The organism is Bacillus sp. 1A, assembly GCF_052682215.1.
The window spans coordinates 6,218,937-6,234,991 of record NZ_JBQYLZ010000001.1; the positions used below are offsets into that span (position 1 = coordinate 6,218,937).

At 36.3% G+C, this 16,055-nt stretch carries 17 protein-coding genes and 1 riboswitch; of the genes, 5 read left to right on the forward strand and 12 right to left on the reverse strand.

The window, feature by feature from the left end:
• Positions 1 to 29 precede the first annotated feature (29 nt).
• From gabT to ACUN0F_RS31825, 7 genes are all read right to left on the reverse strand, one after another.
• Entirely contained in the window at positions 30 to 1,394 is a 1,365-nt protein-coding gene (gene gabT / locus ACUN0F_RS31795; RefSeq protein ID WP_046958894.1) for a 4-aminobutyrate--2-oxoglutarate transaminase, read from the reverse strand.
• Between the two features lie 154 nt (positions 1,395 to 1,548).
• Positions 1,549 to 2,295: an HAD family hydrolase gene (locus ACUN0F_RS31800; RefSeq protein ID WP_445540772.1), complete on the reverse strand. Its 747-nt coding sequence runs from the start codon at positions 2,293 to 2,295 to the stop codon at positions 1,549 to 1,551.
• Positions 2,296 to 2,432: 137 nt separating this feature from the next.
• The gene (locus ACUN0F_RS31805) at positions 2,433 to 3,338 is read right to left on the reverse strand and encodes a diacylglycerol kinase (protein WP_000977670.1); all 906 of its coding nucleotides are present in this window, start codon (positions 3,336 to 3,338) and stop codon (positions 2,433 to 2,435) included.
• Positions 3,339 to 3,809: 471 nt separating this feature from the next.
• Positions 3,810 to 5,237, reverse strand: a complete 1,428-nt coding sequence (gene gatB, locus ACUN0F_RS31810; RefSeq protein WP_001047688.1) for an Asp-tRNA(Asn)/Glu-tRNA(Gln) amidotransferase subunit GatB — start codon at positions 5,235 to 5,237, stop codon at positions 3,810 to 3,812.
• Positions 5,238 to 5,251: 14 nt separating this feature from the next.
• The gene (gene gatA / locus ACUN0F_RS31815; RefSeq protein WP_000051449.1) at positions 5,252 to 6,709 is read right to left on the reverse strand and encodes an Asp-tRNA(Asn)/Glu-tRNA(Gln) amidotransferase subunit GatA; all 1,458 of its coding nucleotides are present in this window, start codon (positions 6,707 to 6,709) and stop codon (positions 5,252 to 5,254) included.
• Between the two features lie 15 nt (positions 6,710 to 6,724).
• On the reverse strand, positions 6,725 to 7,015 hold the full coding sequence (gene gatC / locus ACUN0F_RS31820) for an Asp-tRNA(Asn)/Glu-tRNA(Gln) amidotransferase subunit GatC (RefSeq protein WP_000086999.1): 291 nt from the start codon (positions 7,013 to 7,015) through the stop codon (positions 6,725 to 6,727).
• A gap of 141 nt (positions 7,016 to 7,156) precedes the next feature.
• Entirely contained in the window at positions 7,157 to 7,393 is a 237-nt protein-coding gene (locus ACUN0F_RS31825) for a YiaA/YiaB family inner membrane protein (RefSeq protein WP_001254393.1), read from the reverse strand.
• Positions 7,394 to 7,611: 218 nt separating this feature from the next.
• Between ACUN0F_RS31825 and ACUN0F_RS31830 the strand changes: the two genes are divergently transcribed.
• The 4 genes from ACUN0F_RS31830 to ACUN0F_RS31845 all read left to right on the forward strand — a co-directional run bounded on the left by ACUN0F_RS31830 (position 7,612) and on the right by ACUN0F_RS31845 (position 10,064).
• Positions 7,612 to 8,094, forward strand: coding sequence for a MarR family winged helix-turn-helix transcriptional regulator (locus tag ACUN0F_RS31830; RefSeq protein WP_445540773.1), 483 nt, complete (start codon positions 7,612 to 7,614; stop codon positions 8,092 to 8,094).
• A 75-nt stretch (positions 8,095 to 8,169) separates the two neighbouring features.
• Positions 8,170 to 9,351 carry an ArsA family ATPase gene (locus ACUN0F_RS31835; RefSeq protein WP_088121170.1) on the forward strand — a complete coding sequence of 394 codons (1,182 nt, stop codon included), beginning with the start codon at positions 8,170 to 8,172 and terminating at the stop codon, positions 9,349 to 9,351.
• The gene (locus ACUN0F_RS31840) at positions 9,344 to 9,535 is read left to right on the forward strand and encodes a DUF3926 domain-containing protein (RefSeq protein WP_445540774.1); all 192 of its coding nucleotides are present in this window, start codon (positions 9,344 to 9,346) and stop codon (positions 9,533 to 9,535) included. The genes ACUN0F_RS31835 and ACUN0F_RS31840 overlap by 8 nt, the downstream gene beginning before the upstream one ends.
• A gap of 61 nt (positions 9,536 to 9,596) precedes the next feature.
• On the forward strand, positions 9,597 to 10,064 hold the full coding sequence (locus tag ACUN0F_RS31845) for an HXXEE domain-containing protein (protein ID WP_327958702.1): 468 nt from the start codon (positions 9,597 to 9,599) through the stop codon (positions 10,062 to 10,064).
• Positions 10,065 to 10,231: 167 nt separating this feature from the next.
• Here ACUN0F_RS31845 and ACUN0F_RS31850 read toward each other — a convergent pair whose 3' ends face one another.
• Genes ACUN0F_RS31850 through ACUN0F_RS31860 form a run of 3 tightly spaced genes read right to left on the reverse strand, consistent with a single transcriptional unit; the run spans position 10,232 to position 12,782 of the window.
• Complete coding sequence (locus ACUN0F_RS31850; protein WP_445540775.1) at positions 10,232 to 11,086, reverse strand: MetQ/NlpA family ABC transporter substrate-binding protein; 855 nt, start codon at positions 11,084 to 11,086, stop codon at positions 10,232 to 10,234.
• 21 nt (positions 11,087 to 11,107) lie between these two features.
• Positions 11,108 to 11,773 carry a methionine ABC transporter permease gene (locus ACUN0F_RS31855; RefSeq protein WP_001261880.1) on the reverse strand — a complete coding sequence of 222 codons (666 nt, stop codon included), beginning with the start codon at positions 11,771 to 11,773 and terminating at the stop codon, positions 11,108 to 11,110.
• Positions 11,763 to 12,782 carry a methionine ABC transporter ATP-binding protein gene (locus ACUN0F_RS31860; protein ID WP_445540776.1) on the reverse strand — a complete coding sequence of 340 codons (1,020 nt, stop codon included), beginning with the start codon at positions 12,780 to 12,782 and terminating at the stop codon, positions 11,763 to 11,765. The genes ACUN0F_RS31855 and ACUN0F_RS31860 overlap by 11 nt, the downstream gene beginning before the upstream one ends.
• 123 nt (positions 12,783 to 12,905) lie before the next feature.
• A riboswitch (SAM riboswitch) is annotated at positions 12,906 to 13,012 on the reverse strand.
• A 242-nt stretch (positions 13,013 to 13,254) separates the two neighbouring features.
• On the opposite strand from ACUN0F_RS31860, the gene ACUN0F_RS31865 reads away from it, so the two are divergent.
• Positions 13,255 to 13,818: a cysteine hydrolase family protein gene (locus tag ACUN0F_RS31865; protein ID WP_033662632.1), complete on the forward strand. Its 564-nt coding sequence runs from the start codon at positions 13,255 to 13,257 to the stop codon at positions 13,816 to 13,818.
• 232 nt (positions 13,819 to 14,050) lie between these two features.
• On the opposite strand, the gene ACUN0F_RS31870 is transcribed toward ACUN0F_RS31865, so the two are convergent.
• Positions 14,051 to 14,200 carry a hypothetical protein gene (locus ACUN0F_RS31870; RefSeq protein ID WP_000521654.1) on the reverse strand — a complete coding sequence of 50 codons (150 nt, stop codon included), beginning with the start codon at positions 14,198 to 14,200 and terminating at the stop codon, positions 14,051 to 14,053.
• 189 nt (positions 14,201 to 14,389) lie between these two features.
• Positions 14,390 to 15,937 carry an L-glutamate gamma-semialdehyde dehydrogenase gene (gene pruA / locus ACUN0F_RS31875; RefSeq protein WP_445540777.1) on the reverse strand — a complete coding sequence of 516 codons (1,548 nt, stop codon included), beginning with the start codon at positions 15,935 to 15,937 and terminating at the stop codon, positions 14,390 to 14,392.
• Positions 15,938 to 16,055: the final 118 nt, after the last annotated feature.

A 16,055-nucleotide genomic window follows, 5' to 3' on the forward strand; every position in this document is an offset into this window, starting at 1 on the left:
TAGAATGTTTGCGATTTATTATTTAGCTTTTAAACACGAGCAGTATTTGCTTTCTCATAACAGACTTGCAATGATTCTTCAATTATTGTTAATCCTTCTTCAAGTTGCTCATCTGTAATAACTAATGGCATTAATACACGAATAACATTACCGTATGTCCCTGCTGATAGTAGGAGTAATCCGCGTTTATTTGCCTCTGCGCACAAATTAGCTGTTAACGTTTTATCAGGTGCTTTCGTCTTCCGATCTTGAACAAGCTCGAATGCACACATTGCTCCTAAACCACGCACATCACCGATGCAATTATATTTATTTTTCATCTCTTCGAATCGATTCATTACAACTTTTCCTAATTCTATCGCTCTATCATTTAAATTCTCTTTTTCTATTACATCAAGCACTGCTAATGCTGCTGCACATCCTAGTGGGCTTCCTGCATAAGTTCCACCCAGCTCTCCTGGCGCAGACTCATTCATAATTTCCTTGCGCCCAATAACGCCACTAATTGGTACACCAGCGCCTAATGATTTAGATACCGTAATTAAATCTGGAACGACATCATAATGATCAATGGCAAAGTATTTTCCTGTACGGCTAAATCCTGTTTGAATTTCATCAGCTACAAATAAGATGCCGTGTTCTGAACAAATATTGCGTACTTCTTGCACAAACTTCTTACTTGGAACGATAAACCCGCCTTCCCCTTGAACAGGTTCCATTACAACGGCTGCAATTGTTTCTGGTGCTACTTCTGATATGAAGAAATTCTTAAACTCTTCAATCATAAAGTCATCGTACTGCTCTTCCGTTAATCCTTCTGGGCGGCGATATTCGTACGGAAACGGCGCTTTATATACTTCTGGAGCGAATGGACCAAATCCAAATTTATATGGCTTTACTTTACTTGTCATCGTCATTGTCATTAATGTACGCCCATGGAATCCTTTAGAAAAAGCAATAATACCAGGTCTTTTTGTATATTTACGAGCGATTTTTACAGCGTTCTCAACCGCTTCTGCACCACTATTTAAAAATAGTACTTGCTTATCAAAACTTCCTGGTGCTAATGCCGCAAGTTTTTCTGCTAATTCAATATATGGCTCATACATCATGACATTAAATCCAGTATGAATGTATTGATCTACTTGTTTATGGAGCGCTTCTTTAACAGCTGGATGACAATGTCCTACGTTAATTGTTCCGATTGCTCCTGCGAAATCAATGTACTGATTGCCATCAACATCTGTTACAAGAGCACCATTTGCAGATTGTACAAACGTTGAGATGCCGTTACTTACTCCTTTTGGTACTATATTTTGGCGGCGTTCTAATAAAGACGCTGCTTTCGGTCCAGGAATTTGTTCATTTACTTTAGCAAATTTTTTTGTGTTCATTACGTACCCCATCCTTTTCTTTACATTGTTTTCTCTTTTCATTGCAAAATGTATGCCAACGTTCTTTCCCAGCATTCATCCTGCATACCTTCTATGTCGACATAAAAAATAAGTCTATAAAGACTCATTAAGAGTCCTTATAGACTTATTTTTCTTACACATTAGACTTTCCTTGTTCCCAAATCAACTCACCCGAATGAGAAATAAACTCCCCAACAGATTGTACTACTAAATCCGCAAGTGGTTCTAACGTTTGACGATCTCCTGTGCCAGACAGTACTCCAATTGCATAGCAATCGCCGCCATTTTTCGCTAAATATAAATCAGTTGGTGTATCTCCAACGACCGCTACTTCACACGCCTCTAAATGAAACCTTTCACAAAACGATTCTACAATTCTTTTATCTGGTTTTTGTGCCGGAAATGTATCTGAAGCTACAACATAATCAAAAAAGGACTCTAATTGATATTGTTTCAAAAATAATTCTGTTGGTGCAAAATCATCAGCTGTCACAACACCTAAAATAAATCCTCTATCCTTTAAACCTTGTAAAATCCTCGGTAAATCCGCCGTCATTTTCATATAGGAGCGGTGTTCATACATAAGAGAAAATAATTTTTCACTTACCCACTCATGCATTTCCGCTTCCTTAGATGACATAATATACTTACAAAGCCCCTTTGCTACATCGAGGCTTGTTCCAGCAGCTATTGCACTACGAGGATGAACAAATGCCCCATCCACACCGATTTCTTTTAATAAAGCCTGCTGCATTGACTGTGGGAGTTGATATAATTTTATACATTCAGCGACAAGCTCTTCAGCTACTTTTATCCAAATTGAATGAAAATCCATTAATGTCCCATCTTTATCAAATAGTATTGCCTTTACCTTCTCCATAGCATCCTACCTCTCGTTTCTTATCTCCTCCAGTGTATCAATAAAGTATGGATATAAAATAAACGAATTGTAAAAATACCATAAAAATCAAACTAACTTCCAATTTACAATTCCTCTATATAATAAAAAGGATGCCTTTACAGGGCACCCTCTTGTTGTTCAGGAACAAATAGTTCAAGACAATGATATATATTTTCGAATTCCATCGGTGCATCTCCACCGTATTCACCGTCTAAGTTAATCATTAGTTTATCTGGTGAATGCACTTTAATTCGATTTGCTTGTGTGTATAGTACTTTTGGATTGTTAATATGTTCACCACGCTGCGCTTGTGTTGCTGCTTTAATTAAGTCAGCAATAGAACCTTTTTTCAGTACTAATAAATCAAATAATCCATCGTTAATCGATGCATATGGTGCTACCTTTTCAAAGCCGCCCACTGAACGAGTATTCGTAATTAAAAACATCGTAATTTCTTCTTGTAGTAATTTCCCATCATACTCAATTTCAACATATGTTGGATGTAATGACGGTAACATTTCGATTCCTTTTAAATAGTAAGCAAGTTGGCCTAATACCGTCTTTAGCTTACTTGGCACTTCATATGTTAACTCTGTAATACGGCCGCCACCAGCGATATTAATGAAATATGTATCATTCGCTCTACCAAGATCTAACGGAACTGTTTTCCCTTCACAAATAATATCCGCAGCCTCTTCAATAGCACGAGGTACACCGATCGCACGCGCAAAATCATTTGTCGTTCCAACTGGAATAATTCCAAACTTCGGACGATGTTCATGTCCTACTAAGCCGTTCACCACTTCATTTAATGTACCATCACCACCAGCTGCGATAACAACATCAAACTTACGATCCGCAGCTTGCCTCGCTGCCACAGTCGCATCTCCAGGACCAGTTGTCGCATGACAAGACGCTTCATATCCAGCTTGTTCTAATTTTTGTAATACTTCCGGTAAGCTTTTCTTAAATAGCTCACGCCCAGAAGTAGGATTATAAATAATTCTTGCTCGCTTCATCATTTATTAGCACAGGAAATTTCTTTATATATTGAAAAAGAACATACCGAACTTCTATTCAGTATTCCCATGCCTACCTCCTCTCATCTTCCTATCCTTCTTTTATCTCGCTCAAACAGGCAGTAAGAACCCGATTCGTGTAGTCCATCAAAAATAAATATTCATTTCAATGGTTTTGTTTTATTTGACAAAAAATTTATGTCCATCTATTTCCTCACAACAATTTACATATAACGAATAATAATTATCTATTATTTCATGAGATGAAAAAAAACCTCTATGTCTAGATTTATCATTATTCCCACCTTTTTGCAACTATCATACCATAGTTGCTATACAAACATTTTTACACTTTTGACAGTTAATCAAACGTTTGTTTAAACGATTCTCTCTCATTTAAACAAACGTTTGATTAACCTAGAAAAACACCCATGTACGGGTGTTTTTCTGCTTAATCTTTACAAGTTATTACTATTATCGCTTATTAATCTCTTCAAGTAAGATTTTGTTAACAAGCGGTGGATTTGCTTGTCCTTTTGTAGCTTTCATAATTTGACCAACTAAGAAGCCAATTGCACGGTCTTTACCGTTTTTAAAGTCTTCGATAGATTGCTCATTATTATCAAGAATTTCTGTTACAACTTTACGAAGTGTACCTTCGTCAGAAATTTGAACAAGACCTTTCGCTTTAACGATTTCTTCTGGGTCTCCACCTTTTTCAATTAATTCGTTAAATACTTTCTTCGCGATTTTAGAAGAAATTGTACCTTTTTCAATTAATTGAACCATTTTAGATAAACCAGCAGGCGTTAATGCAACGTCTTTTAATTCTTTTTGTTGTTTGTTTAAGTATGCAAGCACTTCACCCATTAACCAGTTTGATGTTAGTTTCGCATCTGCTCCATCTTCAATTGCTGCTTCAAAGAAATCAGACATCTCTTTCGTTAATGTTAATACGTGTGCATCATAAGCTGGCAAGCCAATTTCTGCAACGTAGCGAGCTTTACGTGCATCTGGAAGTTCTGGAATCGAAGCACGAATTTCTTCTTTCCACTCATCATCGATGTAAAGTTCAACTAAGTCTGGCTCTGGGAAGTAACGGTAATCGTCAGATCCCTCTTTCACACGCATTAAGATTGTTTTCTTCGTTGCTTCATCATAACGACGTGTTTCTTGTTGGATGATACCACCAGATAACAATTCTTTCTCTTGGCGCACTTGCTCGTGCTCAAGACCTTTTTGTACGTAAGTGAATGAGTTTAAGTTTTTCAGTTCCGCTTTCGTACCGAACTTCTCTTGTCCAACTGGACGAAGGGAAATGTTCGCATCACAACGCAAGGAACCTTCTTCCATCTTACAATCAGATACGCCAGTGTATTGAATGATTGATTTTAACTTCTCTAAGTATGCATATGCTTCTTCTGGCGTACGCATATCTGGCTCAGATACGATCTCGATTAAAGGCATACCTTGACGGTTGTAGTCTACTAATGAACCATCAGCTGTATGCGTTGATTTACCAGCATCTTCTTCTAAATGAAGACGTGTAATACCGATACGTTTCTTTTTACCGTCTACTTCAATTTCAATCCAACCATTTTCACCAATTGGCTTATCGAATTGAGAAATTTGGTAAGCTTTCGGATTATCTGGGTAGAAATAGTTTTTACGGTCGAACTTCGTTTCCGTTGCGATTTCACAGTTTAATGCCATTGCAGCTTTCATTGCAAAGTTAACTGCTTCTTTATTTAAAGTAGGAAGTACCCCTGGGTATCCTAAGTCAATTACACTTGTTTGTGTATTTGGCTCCGCTCCGAATTCTGTTGGACTCGCAGAGAAAATTTTCGAATTTGTTTTTAACTCAACGTGAACCTCTAAACCAATAATTGTTTCTAAATTCATCTATGCTCGCCTCCTTACAGACTTGCTTTTTTTGTATGATAGTCTGTTGCTTGCTCAAACGCATGTGCAACGCGGTAAATTGTCGCTTCATCGAAGTGTTTACCAATGATTTGTAGACCAAGTGGCATGTTGTTAGCACCGAATCCACATGGAACAGAAATCGCTGGAACACCCGCTAAGTTTACTGGGATTGTTAAAATGTCATTTGCATACATTGTCATTGGATCATCAACTTTTTCGCCCACTTTAAATGCCGGAGTTGGCGTTGTTGGTCCAATAATAACATCGTAGTTAGCAAATACATTTTCAAAGTCGTTTTTAATTAATGTACGTACTTGTTGTGCTTTCTTGTAGTATGCATCATAGTAACCAGAGCTAAGTGCAAATGTACCAAGCATAATACGACGTTTTACTTCATCACCAAAACCTTCACTACGTGTGTTTTTGTAAAGGTCTAATAAATTATTTACATTATCAGAACGAACACCGTAACGTACGCCATCAAAGCGTGAAAGGTTAGCAGATGCTTCAGAAGAAGATAATAAGTAATACGTTGCTAGAGCGTATTTAGAGTGTGGAAGAGATACTTCCTCCCAAGTTGCGCCCATACCTTCTAATACTTTTAAAGCAGCTAGTACTGACTCACGAGCTTCTTCGCCAACACCTTCTCCTAAGTATTCTTTCGGTACAGCAATGCGTAAACCTTTAACGTCGCCTGTTAAACCAGCTAAGTAGTTTCCTACTTCAACGTTAGCAGAAGTTGCATCCATACGGTCAATACCTGAAATAGCTTGTAATAAATATGCATTATCTTCTACTGTACGTGTAATCGGTCCGATTTGGTCAAGTGAAGATGCGAATGCTACTAATCCGTAACGAGATACGCGTCCGTAAGTTGGTTTTAAACCTACAACGCCGCAATATGCAGCTGGCTGACGGATAGAACCACCCGTATCAGAACCTAGAGAGAATAATACTTCTCCTGCTGCTACAGCTGCTGCAGAACCACCACTAGATCCGCCTGGAACGTAATCTAAGTTCCATGGATTTTTCGTAGCGTAGAAACCTGAGTTTTCATTTGAAGAACCCATTGCGAACTCGTCCATATTTAACTTACCGATTGTAACTGTGTCAGCAGCTTTTAGCTTTTGCACAACTGTTGCATCATAAATTGGATCAAAGTTTGCTAACATTTTGCTCGCACAAGTTGTACGAAGACCGTTAGTTACAATGTTATCTTTTACACCAATTGGCATACCGAATAATAAACCATTATCTTCAGCACCGATTTTTGCGTCTAATTCTTTCGCTTTCGCGCGTGCGTTTTCTTCATCTAATGTAAGAAAAGCTTTTACGTTATCTTCAACATCCGCAATACGTTTGTAAGATTCTTCTACTAAATCCGTAACGGAAATTTCTTTGTTGTTTAACTTCTTATGTAACTCTGATACGGAATGATCAAATAATGACATCGAAATTCCCCTCCTCTATTCTAATACTGCTGGAACACGGATTTGATTATCTTTGTGATCCGGTGCATTTTTTAATACTTCTTCAACTGGTAAACCTTTTTCTGGTACATCTTCACGCATAACATTTTTCATAGTTAATACATGAGTTGTTGGTTTTACATCAGTTGTATCTAATTCATTTAACTGTTCTGCAAATGTAACAATTGCATCTAGTTGTTTTTGAAATTTTTCAGCTTCTTGATCAGTAATTGCAAGACGTGCTAAATGTGCTACGTGCTTTACATTCTCAACGGAAATTCTTGACACGGCTAGGCCACCTCCATAATATATCGTTCAATCTACAATACTATTGATGATACCAAATTTTCAGTACTTCAAGCAAGTCAACACACGGCACTTACTGCATTTTTACATAAAAAAAGAAAGGCGAATGCCTTTCTTTACGATTTACTCTTTATCTAACGGTTTATTTTTCGGAAATCTCTCGTTATCTTCTTCATTATCACGAATTGTTTTTTGTAATACAAAACAAGACATCGTTAAAAATAATGTTCCAATTAAATAATATCCTTTTACACTAAGCGTTTCATCTAACGTATAAATTCCAATTAGCATACCTGAAAGCGCGCAAACAAATGAAGTCCATGCTAAAAACGTGAACGCTTGCGTATTACGTCTTCTCATCGTTCTCCCCCTCGTTAGCTGTGCATCCATTATAGATAAGTATATTTACCATGATGGATTTTTATGTAAATTCTAGTTTTATATTTATAAATCTACCATTTCAAAGTCAGTTTTCTGTCTAATCTGAAAAAACAATCAAAAATATTGACATTTATTTCAATTCTGCATAAAATAAAAACAAATATTACGAACCTCGAAATATACGGGAGTGGAAATAATTGTTGCAATATGAACATTTTTTAGACTTACTGCTAGATAACGCCAAGAAACTTTTTTATCCTGAAGAATGGGTAAGCCTAGATTTAACACTTTCTAAAACAGAAGTATTTTGTTTACTTTGGATGGAGCGAAATACAGATATTACAATGACAAAAATTGCTGACCTTCTTGATATACCGATGAGTACAACGACAGGTGTTGTAAATCGCCTCGTAAAAAAGGGATATATTGAAAGGTACCGTGATGAAAACGACCGACGCATTGTATTAATTCGTTTAACAGAAAACGGCGTAACGCTCGTCCAAGAAGTAAAACAAAATGCAGCCCATTACTTTAACCTAGTGACAGAAGCATTATCAGAAGAAGAAAAGGCATTCTTACTACAAATCTTCCAAAAGATCATGAATCACATCGCTACGTCACAGCAAAAAACAGAAGAAAGGGTTTCTACACCTAAAATGAAAAACATTCGGATTGAATAAAACCCTAGTTGGGTTTTTATTCAACATTTTATTTCGGCATTCGTAATATTCGATACTCGAAACAAAGGGGATAGAATAATGAGAATTATTTTGTATACAGGTAAAGGCGGCGTAGGAAAAACTAGCATTTCAGCAGCAACAGCACTTCAAAGCGCAAAACAAGGATTAAAAACATTAGTAATGAGTACAGATCCTGCTCATAGTTTAGGAGATTCATTTGGTATAAAGCTATCTTCTGAGCCATTAGAAATTCGTGAAAATTTGTGGGCACAAGAAATTAATACGATTTATGAGATGGAAAAAGGCTGGGGGAAATTACAGAAATATATTACGCTACTCTTCACCTCCAAAGCAGCTGATGATATTACAACAGAAGAATTAACGATGTTTCCTGGTATGGAAGATTTAATTAGCTTACTTCGGGTACTCGATTATTATAAACAAAACACATATGATGTTATTATCATTGATTGTGCTCCAACAGGAGAAACATTAGCAATGCTCAGCTTTCCAGACATGCTCGGCTGGTGGATGGAAAAATTATTTCCTATTAAAAGAAAAGTTTTAAAAGTTGTTCGTCCTGTAGCTCAACCACTTCTTGGTGTCCCCCTTCCAACCGATGATATTATGGACGAATTAACGAATACACTTGAACAACTTGGAGAAATGAGAGATATTTTATCAAACCGAGACATAGCAAGTATCCGCATCGTTGTAAATCCTGAAAAGATGGTCATTAAAGAAGCTCAGCGTAGCTTTACTTATTTAAACTTATACGATTATAACGTAGATGCCATTATGATCAACCGCGTCATCCCTAACGCTGTCACCGATTCTTATTTTCAAGCTTGGAAAGATACCCAAAAGAAATATAAAACATTAATTCAAAATAGTTTTGATCCACTTCCTATTTACGAAGCTCCTATGTTTGAACAAGAGGTTGTCGGTTTGTCTATGTTAGAGCGTGTAGGAGATGCTTTATTTAAATCAGATTCTTCTCCTACGGAAGTGAAATTTAACGGTCGCACTCAATATGTAAAAAAAGATGGCGATGAGTATATTTTCGTTCTCTCCATTCCCTTCTCAAACAAAAGTGAACTTGCATTAAATCAAAAAGGTGATGAGCTTATCATTCGTGCTGGTTCTGTTAAACGGAACATCACATTACCAAAAACGTTAACACACCTTTCTATTCAAGGAGCTAAATTCGAAGATGATGTACTAAACATTCGATTTGGAGGTGTAGTACATGCATGAGGAACTACTAAGAAAGGTAATTCGTACAAAAATAAAAGTCGGTATGAATATATTAGAAGAGTTACCTGCCCCAATCCAGCAATCAGCTAAGCAAGCACTAAACATTTTGCAAGAGGAACTAGCTACTTATCCGAAAAAACAAGAGCATCATGAGGATAATGTAAAAAGTATCATAATTGAATAACTATCCCTGTATAGAGGGCCTTTTTTAGGCTTTCTATATTTTATTGGAGTGATGTAAGTTGATGAAAAAACATTCCACTATTATACTCTGGATCATTCCTTTATTATTTTTCGTTCATAACCTTGAAGAATCTTTTCAAATGCCACAATATCTTGCTAATCAATTTTCAATTCATTTTATAACAAGCCGACAATTTTTCATTGCGATTTTCGTATTAACAATCTTTGTCTTACTTATCGTCTTTCTATATCAACTAAACTTCTTGTCTTCTATATACTGGATTATTTTTATACAGGGGGCGATATTCTTCAACTCTGTTCAACATATTATTTTGTTTTTCATTTATCGTTCATATAATCCTGGCGTAATATCAGCCGTTTTCATTATGATTTTTTCTATTTTCTTTTTTTCATTCGAAAAACACCTCATTCATAAAAAACAATTCATAATTACACTCATTTTCAGCTTATTTGCTTACCCTTTTATAATTTGGATTACCTTACTATTCGCTAGCTACTTTCATTCATAAAAAAAGACCAGGAAAACTCCTGGTCCATCACTCTACTTAACAAACATTGGATTCTACGTTATACAGAATTGGAAGGTACAGAATTAGGGTTTTGTTTGTTAAGTAGATTATATGTTGAACGAGCTAACAGCGGAGGGGTTCCTACTGTTAATCGTTAAACCCGATAATTATTTTACGATTTTTTCAAGCTCCTCAAGTGAAAGATCTACTGAAATGGAACCATCATTTGTTTCTTTCTTAATTGCATCTGTTACTTCTTTTGAATGATATAGTTCAATTACTTTTTTCAGTGTTGGATCATCTTTATCTTTTGTACGAGCTGCGAAAATATTAATATATGGCTTCGCATTTTCATTCTTTGGATCTTCTAAGAAAATTGGATCCTTCGCTGGATCTAATCCAGCTTGACCAGCAACACCGTTATTAATAACTGAAGCTGCAACATCTTTTAATACACGAGGTGTTTGCTGTGCGATAACCGGTGTAATTTTTAACTTCTTCGGATTTTCAGCAATGCCACTTGGATCTCCGAATAAGCCAAAGTCTTTCTTAAGCTTTAATAATCCAGCTGCATCAAGAAGTTTTAATGCACGAGCTTGGTTCGTTGGATCATTTGGAATCGCGATTTCTGAACCATCTGGAATTTCATTTGCCTTCTTATATTTTTCAGAGTATAAGCCCATTGGTGCAATTTGTGTTGTACCGACAGCTGTAATATCTAACTTATGCTCTTTTTTAAATTGCTCTAAGAAAGCAACGTGCTGGAATGAGTTTAGTTCAATATCTCCATCAGCTAACGCTTTATTTGGCGTTGTGTAATCAGAGAACTCAATCAGTTTAACTTTAATCCCTTCTTTTTCAGCTTTTCCCTTTACAATTTCCCAAGCGTTTCCATCCGTTCCAGTTACACCAATGCGAACTACTTTCCCTTTTGCTCCTGCCCCCGTGTCTCCACTTGAGCAGCCGCTTAACGCTGAAATTCCTACAATCGCTGATAATGCAAATGCTAAAATTTTCTTCATTTTCTTTTCCCCTCTTCCTTTTTATGATCTGCGTAAAAAGACTTTCGCAAAGTAGTTTCCTAAATTTTGAGCTACCTGTACGAGAATAATAAGTAAAACGACCGTTACGAACATAACTGATGTATCAAAACGTTGATAACCATATGTCATCGCTAAGTCACCAAGACCGCCACCACCGACAAGCCCAGCAACTGCAGAAAATTCAATTAAACCAACTGTCATAAACGTAACACCTAAAATCAATGGCGCTAACGCTTCTGGTACAAGAATTTCAAAAACAATTCTAAATGGTGAAGCACCCATCGCTTGAGCTGCTTCAATAACTCCCTTTGGAACTGAAACAAGATTTGTTTCAACCATTCTAGCAATACCAATTGACGCAACTAACGTCATTGGAAAGATTGCTGCTGCTGTTCCAATCGTCGTTCCGATAACACTTCTTGTTAGTGGACTTAAAGCTACTAAGAAGATGATGAATGGAACCGGACGAATTGTATTAATAATGATATTAAGAATAGAAAAGACCCATTTATTTTCTAAAAAGTTTCCTTTCCTCGTTACATACAATAGTAAACCTAGAGGTATACCGAGAATTGTAGCAAATATAAGGGTTACGATTACCATTAAGAGGGTATCCCCCGTCGCATCTACTATGCGGGGCCAAAATATACTCCAATCAACTCGCATGAGCTTCTACCTCCTTCAGCTGCACTTGCAGTCTTAGATGTTGTAATGCTTTTTGAATTTCTTTCTGCTCACCTTGTAGTTCTACAAGTAGATTTCCAAATAGCACATTTTGAAGTTCAATAATATTTCCATACAGTACGTTTACATCGACGTTATAGTTTTTCGCGATATATGATAGTACCGGCTGCCCTGTCTCTTCCCCAGTAAATGTTAAGCGATAAATCTGTCCACCATTTTGAATTTTCCCTAGAACACTTTCCGGTAAATGATCATTAATAATGGAGCGTACAAAGTTTTGAGTTGTCTTTGTTTTTGGTTGTGTGAAAACATCAAACAGTTTTCCTTCTTCAATAACCTTTCCCTTCTCCATTACAGCTACACGGTGACAAATTTCTTTCACAACATGCATTTCATGTGTAATAAGAAGAATTGTTACATTGTATTCTCGATTTACTTTCTTTAATAAGTTCAAAATTTCTGTCGTTGTTTCTGGATCTAAAGCTGATGTTGCCTCATCACATATAAGAATGTCTGGCGATGTTGCAAGTGCTCTTGCAATGCCAACACGCTGCTTTTGTCCGCCTGATAGTTGCTCTGGATAATAGTTTGCTTTATCTTCTAATCCTACAAACTTTAGCAGTTCATTTACTCTTTCTTTCATCTCATTTTTTGGTACTTTCGCTAACCTTAATGGATAAGCAATATTCCCAAACACTGTTCTTGAATTAAATAAATTAAAACTTTGAAAAATCATCCCGATTCTTTGTCTTAGCTTCCGTAATTCTTTCGTCGATAGTGATGTAATATCTTTATCATCTATTGAAATCGTTCCCGCCGTTGGTCTCTCTAACATATTTACTAGGCGTAATAACGTACTCTTTCCAGCGCCACTAAAACCGATAATGCCAAAAATTTCGCCCTTCTCAACTGATAATGTTACATCCTCCACCGCATGAACAGATTGCCCACCTGATTCATATACTTTACTTACGTTGTTAAAAGAAATCATTTTTTCCCCTCCTATATGCTGTAAAAACTTGAAGTAGAGCTTTCGAGGTAAAATAAAAAGTGCTCTCCTTCTTATCAACCATAAAGATAAGAAGGAGAGCACTTATATGTACTCGGTCACATCTTCTCATCTTCCAAGCCTTTTATAAGGCTTGCTGGAGTTAGCACGGTATTAAAAAACCCGTTGCTGAGGTATCGTAGGGCCAGTCCCTCCACCTCTCTGGATAAGAATGTATCGATTTAATTGTCGTTTAATTAATTCTCATTATAGAACTCAGAATAATAGGAGTCAATACATTTTTTAGAAAAATATTAATTATTTCTCTATTAAAATTTTCAAATAAAAAATCACAATATAATATTGCTTTTTAAAGTTATGTAAAATTCTTCTCCTTCATATTTTTTTAAAAGGAGAATCACCTCTATAAATTGAATACCATTATTTGAATATGAAACCGGAGGAAGATAAATATATGAAAACAGCTCTTTTACTCGTTGATATTCAAAATGATTATTTTCAACACGGAAAGATGGAATTGCGTAATCCAGTAGAAGCAAGCAAATATGCTCGTCAGCTGCTACAACTCTTTAGAACGAAAAACGAACCTATTTTTCATATCCAACATGTAGCAATAAAAGATGACGCTACTTTTTTCCTACCCAATACAGAAGGTGTACATATTCATGAAAGCGTACGTCCACTTAGAGAAGAAACCGTTATACTCAAACATTATCCAAATAGTTTTCGCGAAACTGATCTTCTAGAACAATTACAACGTTTAGACATTGAGCACGTCGTCATATGCGGGATGATGACTCATATGTGTATTGATGCTACCGTAAGGGCTGCTTTTGATTTCGGCTTTCCATGTACCGTTATACATGATGCTTGTGCTACAAAAGATCTTTCTTTTAAGAATGCTACTATACCAGCCGTTTATATTCATAACACAATTTTGGCTAGTTTAAATGGAGTATATGCAACTGTAATGAGTACAGAGGAGTTTGTGGCTACAAAAAAACACTCCCTTCAGTGAGCAAAACCGAAAAGAGTGTTTCTTGTCAAACCATAGATTTTCTTTCAAATTGTATTATACAGGAAATCCTTAAAATGAATACTAAAAAATATGACTAATAAGTCAACTTTTCTCGTTGTTTTGTTTCTATTTACATGTTTATCCCGATATGAATAGGATTTAGCTAGTTCTAATTACCAAATGGTAATATACGGTAATTAGAACTAGTTTCTCCTATCAAAAACGTAACATATTATTTATCTGTTTGTTTTTGCTTCTTTTTCAAATACTCCGCACGCAATTTTTCAATTTGCTGCTTTTTATCAAATTTGGCAGGCGTCTGTTTTTCATGAAACTTTGCCACAGATACCTGACTTTTGTAATCCAATTGATATTTTCCCACTTTGTTCACCTACTTTTCTTGTCTCTAAAGAGAATCTATTCAACAAATATAATACACCTTATTTACTGAAGTAAACCTTATTACTTTATTAGTTTTTCTACTTATATCCATCTTAATCCACATATAGAAATTTTTTCAAAAAAAAAAAAAGAGATCTTCGCAGACTGCGAAGATCTCTTCTACTATTTCTTATAAAGTTTCAGAAGTAGTTTTTGCTTGCATGTGAAGCGCTAAGTAGTCAGGGCCACCAGCTTTAGAGTCTGTACCAGACATGTTAAAGCCACCGAATGGTTGGTAACCTACGATTGCACCAGTACATCCACGGTTGAAGTATAAGTTACCCACGTGGAATTCTTCACGTGCTTTTTCAATATGGTCACGGTTGTTAGTAACAACAGCACCTGTTAAACCGTATTCTGTATTGTTTGCAATTGCAAGTGCATGATCAAAGTCTTTTGCCTTACAGAATGCTACTACTGGTCCGAAGATTTCTTCTTTCATTAAGCGAGCATCTTCTGCAACGTCAGCAACGATTGTTGGTTGGATGAACCAGCCTTTAGAATCGTCTCCTTCGCCACCTGTTAAGATTCTACCTTCTTCTTTACCAATTGCAACATAGCTCATCACTTTATCGAATGCAGCTTGGTCATTAACAGGACCCATGTTTGTACCTAAAACAGCTGGATTAGCAACTGTTAATTCTTTCGTTAATTCAACAGCACGATTTAATACGTGATCGTATACATCTTCATGGATTACTGCACGAGAACATGCAGAACATTTTTGTCCTGAGAATCCGAATGCTGATGCTACGATAGATTTAGCTGCTAATTCAAGATCTGCTTCTTTATCAACAACGATTGTATCTTTACCACCCATTTCAGCGATAACGCGTTTTAACCAAATTTGACCTGGGTTTACTTTCGCTGCACGCTCATAAATACGGATACCTACATCACGAGATCCAGTGAAGCTCACGAAACGTGTACGAGGGTGATCTACTAAGTAGTCACCAACTTCAGAACCATTACCTGGAACGAAGTTTACTACGCCAGCTGGTAAGCCAGCTTCTTCTAATACTTCCATGAATTTCGCTGCTACTACAGGAGTTGTACTAGCTGGTTTTAGTAATACTGTGTTACCAGAAACTAAAGCAGCTGTTGTCATACCTGCCATAATTGCGAATGGGAAGTTCCAAGGAGAAATGATAACACCTACTCCTAATGGAATGTAAGAGAAACGATTATATTCAATTGGACGGCTTTCTACTGGAATTCCGTTTTTTAATTTTAACATTTGACGACCATAATATTCCATAAAGTCGATTGCTTCTGCTGTATCAGCATCTGCCTCATTCCACGGTTTACCTGCTTCTTTTACAAGAATAGCAGAGAATTCATGCTTTCTGCGACGAACGATTGCTGCAGCACGGAATAAAATGTCTGCACGCATTTCTGGCTTTGATTTTCTCCAAGTTTGGAATGTTTCATCCGCTACTTGCATTGCTTTTTCAGCTAACTCACGGCTTGCTTTTGAAACGCGACCAACAAGTTCCTCTTTATTTGCAGGGTTTACAGAAACAATTTTGTCTTCTGTAGTGATTTTTTCTCCCCCAATAATTAATGGATAGTCTTGTCCAAGATAAGATTCTACTTTCTTTAAACCTTCTTCAAACGCTAATTTGTTAGCCTCCACTGAAAAATCTGTAAATGGCTCATGTTTGTATGCTACTACCATTCTTTTTAGCCTCCCCTTAGAAAAACGTTTACATTTTACAACATTATTCTACACGATAATTTAGATTTATTCAAATATTCCTAGACTTATATTTTAAAAATTAATTAATTTTTAAAAT

Bases quoted from the DNA above. Each gene is read 5' to 3' on its own strand.
- ACUN0F_RS31805 (WP_000977670.1), bottom strand. From the start codon at position 3,338: ATGATGAAGCGAGCAAGAATTATTTATAATCCTACTTCTGGGCGTGAG.
- ACUN0F_RS31865 (WP_033662632.1), top strand. From the start codon at position 13,255: ATGAAAACAGCTCTTTTACTCGTTGATATTCAAAATGATTATTTTCAA.
- ACUN0F_RS31855 (WP_001261880.1), bottom strand. From the start codon at position 11,773: ATGCGAGTTGATTGGAGTATATTTTGGCCCCGCATAGTAGATGCGACG.
- gatB (WP_001047688.1), bottom strand. From the start codon at position 5,237: ATGAATTTAGAAACAATTATTGGTTTAGAGGTTCACGTTGAGTTAAAA.
- ACUN0F_RS31825 (WP_001254393.1), bottom strand. From the start codon at position 7,393: ATGAGAAGACGTAATACGCAAGCGTTCACGTTTTTAGCATGGACTTCA.
- ACUN0F_RS31845 (WP_327958702.1), top strand. From the start codon at position 9,597: ATGAAAAAACATTCCACTATTATACTCTGGATCATTCCTTTATTATTT.
- pruA (WP_445540777.1), bottom strand. From the start codon at position 15,937: ATGGTAGTAGCATACAAACATGAGCCATTTACAGATTTTTCAGTGGAG.
- gabT (WP_046958894.1), bottom strand. From the start codon at position 1,394: ATGAACACAAAAAAATTTGCTAAAGTAAATGAACAAATTCCTGGACCG.
- gatA (WP_000051449.1), bottom strand. From the start codon at position 6,709: ATGTCATTATTTGATCATTCCGTATCAGAGTTACATAAGAAGTTAAAC.
- ACUN0F_RS31800 (WP_445540772.1), bottom strand. From the start codon at position 2,295: ATGGAGAAGGTAAAGGCAATACTATTTGATAAAGATGGGACATTAATG.
- ACUN0F_RS31850 (WP_445540775.1), bottom strand. From the start codon at position 11,086: ATGAAGAAAATTTTAGCATTTGCATTATCAGCGATTGTAGGAATTTCA.
- ACUN0F_RS31860 (WP_445540776.1), bottom strand. From the start codon at position 12,782: ATGATTTCTTTTAACAACGTAAGTAAAGTATATGAATCAGGTGGGCAA.
- ACUN0F_RS31840 (WP_445540774.1), top strand. From the start codon at position 9,344: ATGCATGAGGAACTACTAAGAAAGGTAATTCGTACAAAAATAAAAGTC.